Annotated in this window: 9 protein-coding genes and 1 tRNA gene; 5 read left to right on the plus strand and 5 right to left on the minus strand. The window is 67.7% G+C overall.

The window, feature by feature from the left end:
• The first annotated feature begins 3 nt into the window (after nt 1–3).
• The 3 genes from FHW73_RS09270 to FHW73_RS09280 are packed head-to-tail and all read left to right on the plus strand — an operon-like array spanning nt 4 to nt 3,397.
• The gene (locus FHW73_RS09270) at nt 4–957 is read left to right on the plus strand and encodes a DUF58 domain-containing protein (protein WP_183426415.1); all 954 of its coding nucleotides are present in this window, start codon (nt 4–6) and stop codon (nt 955–957) included.
• Nucleotides 954–2,909 carry a DUF3488 and transglutaminase-like domain-containing protein gene (locus FHW73_RS09275; RefSeq protein WP_183426416.1) on the plus strand — a complete coding sequence of 652 codons (1,956 nt, stop codon included), beginning with the start codon at nt 954–956 and terminating at the stop codon, nt 2,907–2,909. Before FHW73_RS09270 ends, FHW73_RS09275 begins: the two co-directional genes overlap by 4 nt.
• Nucleotides 2,906–3,397, plus strand: a complete 492-nt coding sequence (locus FHW73_RS09280; RefSeq protein WP_183426417.1) for a Slp family lipoprotein — start codon at nt 2,906–2,908, stop codon at nt 3,395–3,397. The genes FHW73_RS09275 and FHW73_RS09280 overlap by 4 nt, the downstream gene beginning before the upstream one ends.
• A gap of 16 nt (nt 3,398–3,413) precedes the next feature.
• Here the strand turns inward: FHW73_RS09280 and FHW73_RS09285 are convergent, their stop codons facing one another.
• From FHW73_RS09285 to dnaX, 4 genes are all read right to left on the minus strand, one after another.
• A complete protein-coding gene (locus FHW73_RS09285) occupies nt 3,414–3,758 on the minus strand; it encodes a histidine triad nucleotide-binding protein (RefSeq protein WP_183426418.1) in 345 nt (114 codons plus the stop codon).
• A 98-nt stretch (nt 3,759–3,856) separates the two neighbouring features.
• Complete coding sequence (recR, locus tag FHW73_RS09290) at nt 3,857–4,456, minus strand: recombination mediator RecR (RefSeq protein WP_183426419.1); 600 nt, start codon at nt 4,454–4,456, stop codon at nt 3,857–3,859.
• A 103-nt stretch (nt 4,457–4,559) separates the two neighbouring features.
• Entirely contained in the window at nt 4,560–4,880 is a 321-nt protein-coding gene (locus FHW73_RS09295) for a YbaB/EbfC family nucleoid-associated protein (RefSeq protein WP_047136330.1), read from the minus strand.
• Between the two features lie 2 nt (nt 4,881–4,882).
• On the minus strand, nt 4,883–6,718 hold the full coding sequence (gene dnaX, locus FHW73_RS09300) for a DNA polymerase III subunit gamma/tau (RefSeq protein WP_183426420.1): 1,836 nt from the start codon (nt 6,716–6,718) through the stop codon (nt 4,883–4,885).
• A gap of 123 nt (nt 6,719–6,841) precedes the next feature.
• Between dnaX and FHW73_RS09305 the strand changes: the two genes are divergently transcribed.
• A tRNA-Ser gene (locus FHW73_RS09305) sits at nt 6,842–6,934 on the plus strand.
• Nucleotides 6,935–7,126: 192 nt separating this feature from the next.
• On the opposite strand, the gene FHW73_RS09310 is transcribed toward FHW73_RS09305, so the two are convergent.
• Nucleotides 7,127–12,787, minus strand: a complete 5,661-nt coding sequence (locus FHW73_RS09310) for a DUF3320 domain-containing protein (protein ID WP_183426421.1) — start codon at nt 12,785–12,787, stop codon at nt 7,127–7,129.
• A gap of 87 nt (nt 12,788–12,874) precedes the next feature.
• Here FHW73_RS09310 and FHW73_RS09315 point away from each other — a divergent pair, with 87 nt between their 5' ends.
• On the plus strand, nt 12,875–13,639 hold the full coding sequence (locus FHW73_RS09315; RefSeq protein WP_183426422.1) for an abortive infection family protein: 765 nt from the start codon (nt 12,875–12,877) through the stop codon (nt 13,637–13,639).
• Nucleotide 13,640: the final 1 nt, after the last annotated feature.

Here is a 13,640-nt window from a genome sequence, read left to right on the forward strand (position 1 = left end):
GCGATGGCTGCCACTGGCTTGCGCCGCCGCCTCGAACGCTGGATGCGCCCGCGCCACGCCGAGGCGCTGCCGGTGCGCATCGACCGCCAGCGTATCTACGTGCTGCCCACGCCATTCGGCGGTTTCGTCATCGCGCTGCTGGCGACGATGGCGGCCGGCGCCCTGAACTACAACAACAATCCGGCGCTGCTGCTGTGCCTGCTGCTGGGCGGTGCGACGCTGGCCAGTCTGCTGTGGACGCAATTGCAACTCAGCGGCCTGGAGGTGCGCGCGGTGCGCGGCGAGCCGGTCCCCGCCGGTCGGCCGATGCCGCTGCACGTGCACGTGGGCGCAGCGCCGGGGCGCGAGCGCCGCGGCCTGCGGGTCGATTGCGAGGATGCCGTCGCCGCGCCGCTGTCGCTGGAGGAGACCGGCGGCGAGACCACGTTGGCGCTGCCGACGCAGCGGCGTGGCTGGATGGCCGCGCCGCGGATCCGCATCTCCAGCACCCGGCCGCTGGGCCTGGCGCGCGCCTGGGCCTGGGTGCGCCCCGACATCCGGCTGCTGGTGCATCCCGCGCCCGAGGCGCACGGCCCGCCGCTGCCGCGGGGCGCCGGCGAGGACGCGCAGGCGCGGCCGCACCCGGCCGGCGACGACCTGCACCATCTGCGCGAGTGGCGCCAGGGCGACGCGCGTCGCGCAATCGCCTGGAAAACCTCGGCCCGACGCGATGCGCTGGTTGTGCGCGAGTTCGAGCGACCGCAGGGGGCCGACGTCGTGCTCGACTGGGCGGCGTTGGGCGGCCTCGGTCACGAAGCGCGCATCCGCCGGCTCGCGCGCTGGGTCGACACCGCCGAACGCGACGGCGTGCGCTCGCTGCTGCGCGTGCCCGGCCATGCACCGCTCGGCCCCGACCGCGGCGAGTGGCACCGCCAGGCCTGCCTGCGCGCCCTCGCCCTGCTCCCCGAGGGCCCATGACCCGACCCACCGGCCAACCGCTGGACGCACGCGGACGCCGCCGCACGCTGCTGGCCGCAGCGGTGTGTCTGCTGCCGTTGCTGCTTCAGCTTGCGTTGCCGGTGGCGATCGTCGTCGCCGCGGTCGGCGTGCTGGTCACGTCGGTCTCCGGCCGCCGCCAGCTGCCAGCGTGGCTGCGCGGCGCCGCGGCCCTCGCCCTGCTGGGCTGGGTGCTCGCGCAGGCCGGCGGCACGGTCGGACGCGAGACCGGATGCGCGCTGCTGGCGGCGATGCTGGCGGTCAAACCGTCCGAGCTGCGCACGCTGCGCGACGCCCGCAGCCTGCTCGGCTTCGCGCTGTTCGCGCCGTTCGCCACGTTCCTGCTCGACCAGGGCCCGCTGTCGCTGCTGCTGGGCCTGGCCGGCACGCTGCTGGTGGTGGTCGCCTTGCTCGCACTGTCGGATGCGGAATCGGGCCTGGCACCAGACAGCGACCGCCGCCGATGGGGCACCGCGCTGCGTCTGATCGCGCTCGGCCTGCCGCTGGCGCTGGCGGTGTTCTGGTTGTTCCCGCGGCTGTCGACGCCGCTGTGGGGCGTGCCGGACCGCGCCTCGGCCACGCCGGGGCTGTCGGACGAGATGGGCGCCGGCCAATGGCTGGATCTGCTGGCCGACGATTCGCCCGCGCTGCGCGCGGCGTTCACCGGCCCCGAGCCTGCGGTCTCGCAGATGTACTGGCGCGGGCCGACGCTCACCGACTACGACGGCCGCACCTGGACGCGCTCGCGCCGGCAGCCGCCGCCCACGCCAGACCTGGTCGCCCACGGCACGCCGACCTGGGACTACGAGATCGTGATCGAACCGACCGGGCGCGACCTGCTGGTCGCGCTGGACCTGCCGACCGCGTTGCCCGACGGCGTGCGCGGCACACGCGACTACACGCTGCGCAGCCCGCGTCGCCTCGACAGCGTCAGCCGCTGGCGTCTGCGCTCGGCGCCGCCGCGGCAGTTCGAGCCCGAACTGCCCGCGCTCGCACGCGCCGAGGCCCTGCGCGTGCCCGCCGGCCTGAACCCGCGCACCCGCGCGCTCGCCCGGCAATGGCGCGCGGAGACCCGCGACGACGCCGCACTGGTTGCGCGCGCGCTGGCCTGGATCGAGCGCGACTTCGCCTACACCCTGGACACGCCGCTGCCCGGCCGCAACGCGATCGACGACTTCCTGTTCGACCAGCAGGCCGGCTTCTGCGAGCATTTCAGCTCGGCCTTTACTGTGCTGATGCGCGAGGCCGGGATTCCCGCGCGCGTGGTCACCGGCTACGTCGGCGGCCGCCGCAACGCCTACGGCAACTACTGGCTGGTGCGGCGCATGGACGCGCACGCCTGGAACGAGGTCTGGCTCGAAGGCCGCGGCTGGGTCCGCGTCGACCCGACCGCAGCGGTCGCGCCCGAGCGCATCTACGACACACTCGAGGACCGGCTCGCGGCCGGGCGCGTAGGCGGCGCGCGCTTCGCGCCGATCTTCGACCTCGGCGACTGGGCCCGGCGCGGCTGGAACGATTTCGTGCTCGGCTTCGACGCCGACCGCCAGCAAACGATGCTGCAACGGCTCGGGCTCGGCGGGCTGGGCGCCAGCGGCCTGGTTGTGCTGCTGACGGTTGTCGCACTGCTGGCGCTGGGCGCGATGGGGTGGCTGATCGCGCGCAGCGAACGCGAGCGCGATCCCCTGCTCCGCGCCTGGCACCGGATGGGCCGGCGCTATGCCCGCCGCGGCCTCGGCCGCCTTCCGCACGAGCCCGCCTCGGCCTGGGCCGCCCGCATTGCGCCGGCCACCGGCGACGCCGTCGGGCTGACTGCACTCACCCGCCGTTTCGTCGCCGCACGCTACGCTGCCGCCCCGGCCGACCCCACGCTGGCGCGCGACCTGCGCGCGCATCGCCCCACCGCAACGCCTGCTGCGAAGGAGACTTCCCGATGAGCCCCGCCCGCCTGTTGCCCATCAGCGCCCTGGCCCTGCTGCTCGGCGCCTGTGCCTCGCAGCCCAAGCCGCTGCAGGGCGGCTTCGCCGAATCGCCCACGCCACATGCCGCCGTGCAGGGCGATTACACCGGCACCGCGGTGCGCTGGGGCGGGCGCATCGTCCAGGTCGAGCCGCGGCCCGACGCCACGTGTTTCGAGATGATCGCCACCCGGCTCACCGCGACCGGGCGCCCGTACTGGGCCAGCGACGACACCAACGGCCGCTTCATCGCCTGCCGCGCCGGCTTCTACGACCCGGCGGTGTTCGAGAAGAACCGCGAGGTCACCTTCACCGGCCGCATCGCCGGCTACGACACCCGCCGGATCGGCGAGTACGACTACCGCTTCCCGCGCCTCGATGCCGACGTGGTCTATCTGTGGCCGGTGCGCGAGACGGTCGACGTGCTGACCCGCCCGGCGCCCTGGCCGTGGTGGGGCTACTGGTAAGCCCGCGCCGGCACGCTCACGCGGGCGTGCCGAAGCGCCCGAGCGGCGCACCGGCGAGCAAGTGCAGATGGATCTGGTACACCGTCTGCCCGCCGTGGTCGTTGCAGTTCATGACGATGCGGTAGCCGTCCTTGTCGAACCCCTGTGCCTTCGCATAGCGCGCGGCGGCCAGCGCGAGCCGGCCGATGACCTCCGGCGCATCCTCGGGCACATCGTTGAGCGTCGCGTAATCCTGCTTGGGCACGAACAGCACATGCACCGGCGCCTGCGGGCCGATGTCGCGGAATGCGATCAGGTGCTCGTCCTCATAGACGATGTCGGCCGGGATCTCGCGGCGGATGATCTTGTGGAAGATGGTCATGGAAGCCGTCACTCGTGATTCGCGATGGCCAGAGCATACCGCTGCCGCCGGTCGCACTGCCGCCCCGTCGACGCGCAACGCACATCACCGGGCCTGGATCACGAATCGCCGATTTCGCTGCGGCTGCCGAACGCATGCGATAGCGTGCCGCGATCGACGAACTCCAGTTCGCCGCCCAGCGGCAGGCCGTGCGCCGGACGGCTGGGCCGCACGCCGTGCTGGCGCGCGATCTGCGCCAGGTAGTGCGCAGTGGCCTCGCCCTCGACCGTGGGATTGGTGGCGATGATCAGCTCGCGCACTTCGCCCTCGGCCAGCCGCGCAGCCAGAAGGTCCAGGCCCAGCTCGCGCGGGCCGATGCCGTCGAGTGGACTCAGCCGGCCCTGTAGCACGAAGTAGAAGCCGCGGTAGCCGGTGGCCTGCTCGATCGCCAGCCGGTCGGCCGGCGTCTCGACCGCGCACAGGGCCTGCGCATCGCGCGACGCACTGGCGCAGGTCGCACACACCGGCGTCTCGCTGAAATCGCGGCACCGCGCGCAGTGGCCGATCTTCTCGACCGCCTCGGCCAGTGCCGCGGCCAGCCGCGCGCCGCCGTCACGCCCGCGTTCGAGCACGTGATAGGCCATGCGCTGCGCGGACTTCTGCCCGACCCCGGGCAGCACACGCAACGCATCGATCAGTTGTTCCAGCAATGCGGACATGCGCGATAGACGCTAGAAGGAGGGGCCGCGACACACGCCTCGTTCGCCGCGGCGCGTTTGGCGAACGGGGCGCCGAGGCGCCCCGCCCTGGAGACCGTGGGCCTTAGAACGGCAGCTTCATACCCGGCGGCAGCGGCATGCCGGCGGTGGCACCGGCCATGCGCGCCTTCGATTCCTCGTCGACCTTGTTGGACGCGTCGTTGAACGCGGCCGCGATCAGGTCCTCGGCCATCTCCGGGTCCGACAGCACCGACGGATCGATGCGCACCTTGCGGCAGGCCTTGGCACCGGTCAGCGTGACGCTGACCATGCCGCCGCCGGCGCTGCCCTCGACCTCGAGGTTGGCCAGCTCTTCCTGCACGCGCTGCATGTTTTCCTGCATCTTCTGGGCCTGCTGCATCAGCTGGCCGATATTTCCACGCATCATCAAAGTCCTTGTTCGTCGTAAGGGCGAATGGAATCGGGCACCAGGCGTGCGCCCTGCTGCGACATCAGGCGCTGCACGTCCGGATCGGAAAGGAAATTCTGCTCGGCCGCCGCCTGCAACGCATCGCGCTGCTGCGCATTGCGTTCGTGCAAGGTCGGCGCCGTGCGCGCGGCCGCGGTCTCGAAGCGGATCTGCGGCGTCGCGCCGAGCGGCCCGGCCAGCGCAGACGCCAGCTGATGGACCATGATCGGCGCCTTCAGGTGCTCGTCGGACTCGGGCAGCGCCAGCGTCAGCACCTCACCCTCGAGCCTGACGAAGGCCGCGCTGGCCGCCAGCTCGCGCACCGGGCCGCGCAACGGCAGATCGGCCACGAGATCCAGCCAGCCGTCGGCATCGAGCGTCATCGACGGCTTCGCTGCCGACGGCGCCGGTTCGGCGCGCGGCGCAGGGGACGCAGGCGGCTCGGCACGGGTCGCAGGGGTAGGTTCGGGAACCGGTGCAGGCGGAGGTGTCGGCGCCGCCTTGCGCGGCATGTCGATGCCCTGGCCGGCAGCCGCCATCGGCACCGCATCGGCCGGCGCACGCGGCACCGGACGTGCCAGCGTCGCGGCCTCGGGCGCCGGTGCGGCAGCCCGCGGCGGCGGCGCGGCTGCATCACCCAGCGCGGCCCGCGCCGCGGCCGGCCCCGATGCCCGACCCTGCCCGGCACCGCTGCCCGCCGGCGCGCCGGCGTGGCCGCCCTCGGCCGGGCGGAACGCATACATGCGCAGCACGGTCATCTCGAAGCCCGCGCGCGGGCTCGGCGCCAGGGCGAGATCACGGCGACCGTTGAGCGCCATCTGGTACCACAGCTGCACGACCTCCGGCCGCACCGACGACGCCAACGCATCGAGATCCAGGCCGTCGGCCTCGATGCCGACCTCGGGCACCAACTGGCGGACCTGGATCCGGTGCAGCGCTTCGGACAGCGCGTCGAGCACGCCCGCCCAATCCGGCGAGAACTCCGCCAACGCCGCGACCTCGGCCATCAGCCGGGCACCATCGGCCTGCGCCAGCGCCGACAACAGGTTGCCGACCCGAGTGCGGTCGACACTGCCGAGCATCGTCGCCACCGCCGCGTCGGCGAGCGCACCGCCCTCGCCGCCCGCACCGGTGTAGGCGATCGCCTGGTCGAGCAGCGACAGCCCGTCGCGCAGGCTGCCATCGGCCGCCTTGGACAGCTGCCGGATCGCCGCCGCATCCGCCGCGATACCCTCGGCCTCGAGGATCCGGGTCATCTGCCCCTGGATCTGCTCCTCGTCCAACCGCTTGAGGTTGAACTGCAGGCAGCGCGAGAGCACGGTGACCGGCAGCTTCTGCGGGTCGGTCGTCGCCAGCAGGAACTTCACGTGACCCGGCGGCTCTTCCAGCGTCTTGAGCAGCGCGTTGAACGCCGACTTCGAGAGCATGTGCACTTCGTCGATCAGGTAGACCTTCACCCGGCCGCGCGAGGGCATGTACTGCGCGTTGTCGATGAGCTCGCGCACATCGTCGACGCCGGTGTTGCTGGCCGCGTCGATCTCCAACAGGTCGATGTAGCGCCCCGCGTCGATCGCCAGGCACGTCTCGCACTCGCCGCACGGGTCGGACGAGGTGCCGCGCTCGCAGTTCAGGCTCTTGGCGAAGATGCGCGCGATCGTCGTCTTGCCGACGCCGCGGGTGCCGGTGAACAGGAAGGCGTGGTGGACGCGGCCGGTCTCCAGCGCGTTGGTCAGCGCACGCACGACGTGCTCCTGCCCGACCAGCTCGGCAAACCGCTTCGGACGCCACTTCCGGGCGAGGACGAGATAGGACATGCCGCTATTCTGCCACGCCCGTCCGCCTTCCTTGTGACCGGGCCGCGGCCCGGCTAGAATGGCCGGCCCGCGGCGGTCCAGCCGTCGCAGCGTGCCGCCCCGCGGCCCGCGCGGGACAGATCCGGAGAGGTGTCCGAGTGGTTGAAGGAGCACGCCTGGAAAGTGTGTAAGCGTCTAAACCGCGCTTCGGGGGTTCGAATCCCCCTCTCTCCGCCAGAAACGCAAAGCGCCCCGCAAGGGGCGTTTTGCGTTTCTGGAGGTGTGCGGGGACTTGATGAGAACCCCCGGTTCGACGGATTCGCCTGGAGAGAATCCGGCCAGCCCAGAAGGCTGGCCACGCAGGCGCTCCGTGCCCTGACGGGGCCTGACGGCTTGAAGTGACTTAGTAGTCCATTGACGCCGCTTCTCTCAGTGCTTCACAGCGCACTCCACAAACAACCCATTTCGCAGCTCCAAAGCCCCACACGCTACAAGCGACTCCGCTCTCCCCACCAGCACCGCACGCAGTTGCGCGCTTGTTGTTCGGAATCCGAGTCGGCGCGACACGTGAAGAGCAATCTCGTCCAGCGAGGCACCCAGATTGTTGCGCACCAGGTCCAGAATGGCAGCATCCATCTCCATCGGCGGGAGATGCTCGGGGCGTCGCAGGGTCAGCGACTGAACATCGCTCCTGTCCCGTACTCGAATAGCGCGTCCAGGCCATAAAAGGAACTCACCATCCTGCAGCACCACCATGCTTTCTTCTACGGCCCGTCGGATGCCCTCGTCGACCGCGCTCTGTATGCGACCTCCCGCCCGCTGCAGGCCCCACAGAGACCGTATGCGCACCACGACCTCCGAGCGATGGATGGGACCTTCGACATGCACCACATCCCGAACGAAGCCCGCCATTCGCATCGCCGGGACAGTGTGCAACTCCTGCTGGCGGTTAGGCACTGAGAAATTGGCTTCCACGTAAGGATCGGTGTCAGGCAACGCATCAGAGCTCACCAGCCCCACTTCGACGAAGTCGTCGTGATCCACGCTCTCGATGTCGATTGGAACGGCTCGGGATCGGGAGGCCGCTTCGACCTCAAACGGATCCGGTTCTATTTTCGCGGCCTCAATGACCCGCACCAGTGCATCGAGTTCCGCAGCGGGCCGCAGGAACCATTCTGCACTCCACACCCGATGGACCTGCCAGCCCTTGTCGCGGAGCGCCTGCTCGCGCAGACGGTCTCGATCACGCGCGCCCTTCGACCGGCGGTAGGAGTCTCCGTCGCATTCGATGCCGATGATGTAGCGTCCAGGCTTCTCGGGATCCGCGATGGCGATGTCAACGAAGAACCCGGCTACGCCCACGTGCATATGGAGGTCGTAGCCGCGGGCAATGAGCGCCTTGGCAACTTCCTGTTCGAACGTCTTCTTGCGCTCTTCAATGGCTTCGGTGGCGATGTGAAGGCGTCCCGTGCGGGCGTAGTGCAAGAACAGCTTGAGCGCAGCGGTACCTTTCCCCTTGCCGCGGGTAAGATCGATGTCTTCATCGGTGATGGAAGAGAAGACCTCACAACGCGACTTCGCCCGACTGATGAGCACGTTGAGCCGACGCTCGCCGCCCTCGTTGCTCACAGGCCCGAAGTTCATACTCACGCCACCCCGGGCATCGCGCCCATACCCGATCGAAATGAGGATGACATCACGCTCGTCGCCCTGGATGTTCTCCAGGCTTTTGACGAAGAACGGCTCATGGGCGTGGGCGGTGAAGAAGCCCTCGGTCTCAGGGTGCTGGCGTCGCAGCAACTCCACCTCGTCAAAGATGGCGCGCCGCTGCTGGGTCGAAAACGCCGCAACGCCCAGGGTGAGGTGTGGGGTCGTTTGTGCGTGGGCAACCACCGCCATGGCCACCGTCTTCGCTTCACGAGCATTGGTGCTGGTGCCACCACGATCGTAAACCGCGTCTGGCAGATGGTGGAACCGCAGCCCCACTCCGGCCTCGCTTGTGTAGGGACTCGGGACGATCAACAACTTGTTCTCGTAGAACTGGCTGTTGGACACTGCGATCAAGGACTGGTGGCGGCTCCGGTAGTGCCACTGGAGCATTCGATCTGGCAGCCCGCGCGCCAAGCATAGGCCTAGGATGCTCTCGACATCGGCAGGCGCCGCCGAGTCATCCAGCGGTGGTGAGGAATCGCCCAAGGCCCTCGAGAAGAACCGCGTGGGGGGCAGCTGGCGCTCATCACCCACAATGACGAGCTGCTTGGCGCGGGCGATGGCACCCAAGGCGTCGATTGGCTGGACCTGACTGGCCTCGTCGATGACCAGCAGATCGAATTCGACCGAACCAGGCGGCAGGAACTGCGCCACCGAAAGCGGACTCATCATGAAGACCGGCTTGAGCGCTTGGATAGCGGGCGCCCCCCGCTCCATAAGCTGCCGGATAGGTAGATGCCCCCTCTTCTTGGCCATCTCGCCGAGGACCACGGCCACAGGCCCAGCGGCCCCGCTCTTTGATGGAATTCGCTCACGGTGTGATTGCGACACTTGACGTCGAGCCAAGTCAATGCGGCTTCGGTCCAGCTCGCAGAACGACTCGACGAGCTCCGTTTGCTTCTTGCCGTCGAAGGTCGCCAGCTCTGGGTCCCTGTCCACCATTGCCGACAGGACCGCCTCGTAATAGGCCAAATCGAATGTGCCTCTGGCCTCGTCGGGCGCTAGCGTGCCCGTCGCCAACGCATCGACGAAGTTTTTCAGCCCACGGCGCTTGGCCACTTTTGCCTGGGCGATATAAGCGACCCACTGCGGGAGGCCTTCCGGATCTGCCTCCCACGCCCGAAGCTGGCTTATTACGGCGTCCACGGAGACCTCAGCGGGGTCCGATGCAACCTCGTCGTTCCCTGTAAAGCGAAGGATGACGAACAGTTCGGACAGCTCTCCACCCAGCCTCCCGCTTCTTTCGAGCTGCTGAGTCGCCTGATCCAGCTTCCGCTGAGGGTCTGCGATACGCGACGCCAGCATCCGCAGGCCCGAGTTGGTGATCATCCAGCGAGACGCTCCTTCGAGCGCAGCAGCGTCCGAAGTGAGGCCTTCCCACAGGCCACCAAACGCGGCTGCACCTTGCGAATCGATTTGAGTCAGTGCGGCAAGCGCTGCCTGAGCGTCGGTCAGGGCATTGATGCGCTCCAGGGCTTGTGCCGAGGTCAGCGCCTCCGCGTCCTTCAACGAATCGCATGCCTGGATGGTCTGCCCGAAGAGCGCTGTGTCGTCTGTCAGTCGACGCAGCGGCACCCTGGGAAGCGAAGAGTCCTCCCCGCTCCACAGCATCTGCCCTCCGGCCAGCAACGATTCGTGGATCGGAGAGAGGTGGGCCTGCACTTCGGCAAGCGCTGGTCCCAGCCGAGCCGCGAGTTCGGCTGCCAAGCCGCGGTCACCGATCGCGGCGACTTGATCGCGAGCGCCCAGCCCAAGTGGACGCATGCCTCGCATCCAAGTCACCACCCCCTTCAAAAACGCCGTATCGGACCGATCGCGCTCCCAGTTAGCGCCGAACGCTTCCTCGCCCTGAGCATTGCCCTCCTCGATCCGACGAAGTGCTGCCTGTGCGTCGAGGAGCTTGTCCAACGCCGGCAGCAACTGATCGGCCGGGAGCTTGGGGTTGCGGAGCTGCGCACGAACCAGCCGATTTGCGGCCCGCCACTCGCCGCTAAAGAAGCGGAAGAAGCTCACGCTGCGGCTGGCGATTTGAAGCCGAGCGTCTTCCAGGTCGGTCGCCCACGCGGACTCGCGAAACACCCCGCTCAGTTCACGGCGGGCCAACTGGACCTGCTGGACCCAGTCGACCAGATTCTGGACCGAGTCGACTCCTCGATCCCAGATGCGGGCAACCAACGCGTCGCGGTCGATCTGTGGCGCGGAGCTCGCGCGCTCCGCGAGTGCGCACATGTGGGCCACGATTTCGAACGTCAGTGGTCTCTGTTCGCCCACCAGTTGGGCGAGCCGAGCGAGGTCGGACTCCAAACCCGAAAGATTCTGGTGGGCATCGCGCAGGGCCGATACTTCCTTGCCGAGGACGAAGTAGTCAGGAACCTTCGACAATTCGTGACTCGTCTCCCCCCAAGCCTGTTCGAGCGCAGAATCGGCTGCAAATTCGAAGCACGCTTGGCGCAGGTCCTGCCCCCGTCGCACGTCTTCTATCAGGCCTTCTGGGCCGGCGGGGCTTTCCCACGAGGGATGCGCCAGCGCCGCTGCCCCAAGGGGCGGTGCCGTTAACAGCGCCTTGGCCCGGTCGATTGCCGCTTTCGGGGCATCGAGCCGGCCCGAGAACTGCAGGTCGAGCATTTCGGTCAGCTCGGCGGCGCTTTGCCGCCAGTCGTCCAGCTTTCTGGCGAGATCAGCGATTTCCCGAATCAGACGGTCTCGATCATTCGGCAGGAGGGTCTCGTTCGCGACTCCGGCCCAAGCATGGCGGTCCGGGACACCCATCATCCGAACGCGATCGCAAAGATCCTGAAGGAGCTTTTGGTTCTCTCCCACCTTGTCCCACGCCCACTCCAGCGGCGATTCGAGACGAATGCGTGTGGTGACGTATCCCTCTCGGCGCAGTCGAACCAGGTTGCCGAACACCTCATAGGGCGTCAGCTTCGAAGGAAGCAATTCCTGATGGAGGCGTTGGGCGTGGGCATTGAGGGCGTCCCGCCGCTCGGTAAGCTGACGAACGATGGGCCCGCTGTCTTCTGGGGCTCGCGGGCTCAAGCTCCACGTGAGTCGTAGTTCTTCGAGCAGCGCGCGCTTGTTCGCCTTGTTGCTGTGAAGCTCGAGGCAGGCCGCGCCCAGACGAACCTGGTCCAAGCGTCGCTTGACCACTTCGAGTGCCGCCAGCTTCTCCGCCACGAACAACACGCGCTTCTTCTCGGCGATGGCGCCCGCGATGATGTTGGCGATGGTCTGGGACTTACCGGTGCCTGGCGGCCCCTGAACGACGATGCTCCGTCCGTTGAGCACGTCGTGGACGACAAGGGACTGGGAGCTGTCGCTGTCGACCACATGCCGCATCCGATCTGCGCTGACCGTCGCGTCGATGTCCTCGTCGTTCGTCGAAATGGCGGCGCCTGGGAAGCCCTCCGACACCACGCCTCGAAGCGTGGGGATGGCCTCCAAGCCGCCCAACTGCTCCCAGCTCGTCGGATCCAGGTCGCGATACATCATGAATTTGGCGAACGAGAAGAGACCCAGGACCGCATCGTCCGGAACCACCGCCCAGTCCGCCTTGCCCTCAATCAGGGAGGCAACCTTGGCTAGGTAGTCGTCGATATCGAGGCTCTCGAACTCCTCGATCTCGGGAAGCTTCATCTCGAACTGGCGCTGCAGAAAAAGCTGCAACGACAGGTTTGCGACGATTTCATCCCCCTGCCAGCGGAGGTGGAACTTCTCGCCCGCATTGCTGCGCTCCAAGGCGACAGGCACCAGCACAAGCGGTGCATACCGGTCGACCTTGGGCGTGGTCGGCGCTCGCCACTTCAGGTATCCAATGCCGAGGTAGAGCACGTTGATGCCCTGCTCTTCCTGAAGCGTCCGCGCGTCGACGTAGAGGTCCAGCAGGCGCTTCTGGAGACCGGTCGGCGTCAGGCGCGTCATCAGCTGCGCGTCCCAATGGCTGACCCGCCGTCCCTGTTCGTCCAGTTCTAGATCGGGCTGCGCCAACAACTCGGGGTCCTCCGGCTCCTCCTCGAGCAGCGCGTACTCGGGATCGGCATTACCGGCGCTGACATCAACGAGGCTGGCTGGGTCGGACGTGCCACCTTCCTCGTCGAGGGCCTCGTCCACTGCTGTTTTGGGGTCAGCCCTGCCGGCCACGAAGGTGAAGCGCTTTCCGTCGATGACGAGCGTCTGATACATCGCTCGCGCCAGCTCGTTAACCACCTCTACGGTCTTGGCGTGCCCGGACCGGGGTACGCTGAGCAGCCGGTTGCGGGTCGACAGATCCAGCAGCTCCAAGCGGGCTCGATTGACCTTATCGATCAGCGAGCCCCGCTCCCGAAGCACAGAGCCGCTTTCCGGGGCATCGCCCCTCTCTTGCTCTAACGAGCTTTCCATGCTTTTCCCCTGTGGCCCGCAGCCGGAGCGCCAAAGCTATAATGCCGCCATATGGGTCGGCCTTCCAGCCGGCGAGCGAGAGGGTCCATGGACGGCCTGCGTCCGAGTGAAATCCACTGGATCGTCAACCATTACATCGGGGTATCGGGCGGCTATCTGGGCGATTTCAGCTACGCGACCCATCGCGAGTTCTACGCCGCCTATTGCGACCTGGCGATCGATCCAGAGGAATACCCTGGCACCACGACGCGCCAACGTTTCTTGGCCGTGCTGTCGTCCGCTGACCCTCGATGTCAGGCAGCGATCGTCCGAGGCGTGGCTCGGCGTTTCCCGGCGGGGTCAGAGGTCCAGCGAACCCCAGAGGCGCAAGCCAAGCTGCTGGCGTTCGCTAGACGCTGCGCTCAAGTCGCGGCCGTGAAGCCGACATCCCCGAAGGTCGCAAGCGAGCTTGTTCGTCAAGCATTGGCAGACGCGCAATCGCTGCTGGAGGCTCAGGGACCGACGAGCGCCTTGGATCGCGTCCACACCGCTCTTCATGGCTACCTAAAAGCGGTGTGTCGGTCAGCGGGATTGGACTTGGCCACATTGCCGGCGGACCCTGGAATCACTCAGATCTTCAAGTTCATGCGTGAAAACCATCCGGCTCTACGCGATTTGGGAGTGCAGGAGGAAGCGATCCGAAAAGTGATCTTTTCGCTCGGAAACATCCTCGACGCGCTGAACCCGCTTCGAAATCGGGGAAGCTTGGCACATGCCAACGATCAGCTTGTCCATCGTGACGAGGCGCTGCTTGTCGTCAACCTTACGCGCACCATCATTCAATACTTGGATGCGAAGATAGCCATTGACTGAG

The sequence above is a fragment of the Luteimonas sp. RC10 genome (assembly GCF_014192745.1).
GTDB lineage: Bacteria > Pseudomonadota > Gammaproteobacteria > Xanthomonadales > Xanthomonadaceae > Luteimonas.

What these genes read in the sequence shown, in the direction of transcription:
- FHW73_RS09270 (WP_183426415.1), top strand. Translation starts at nt 4, where the DNA reads ATGGCTGCCACTGGCTTGCGCCGCCGCCTCGAACGCTGGATGCGCCCG.
- FHW73_RS09275 (WP_183426416.1), top strand. Translation starts at nt 954, where the DNA reads ATGACCCGACCCACCGGCCAACCGCTGGACGCACGCGGACGCCGCCGC.
- FHW73_RS09280 (WP_183426417.1), top strand. Translation starts at nt 2,906, where the DNA reads ATGAGCCCCGCCCGCCTGTTGCCCATCAGCGCCCTGGCCCTGCTGCTC.
- FHW73_RS09285 (WP_183426418.1), bottom strand. Translation starts at nt 3,758, where the DNA reads ATGACCATCTTCCACAAGATCATCCGCCGCGAGATCCCGGCCGACATC.
- recR (WP_183426419.1), bottom strand. Translation starts at nt 4,456, where the DNA reads ATGTCCGCATTGCTGGAACAACTGATCGATGCGTTGCGTGTGCTGCCC.
- FHW73_RS09295 (WP_047136330.1), bottom strand. Translation starts at nt 4,880, where the DNA reads ATGCGTGGAAATATCGGCCAGCTGATGCAGCAGGCCCAGAAGATGCAG.
- dnaX (WP_183426420.1), bottom strand. Translation starts at nt 6,718, where the DNA reads ATGTCCTATCTCGTCCTCGCCCGGAAGTGGCGTCCGAAGCGGTTTGCC.
- FHW73_RS09310 (WP_183426421.1), bottom strand. Translation starts at nt 12,787, where the DNA reads ATGGAAAGCTCGTTAGAGCAAGAGAGGGGCGATGCCCCGGAAAGCGGC.
- FHW73_RS09315 (WP_183426422.1), top strand. Translation starts at nt 12,875, where the DNA reads ATGGACGGCCTGCGTCCGAGTGAAATCCACTGGATCGTCAACCATTAC.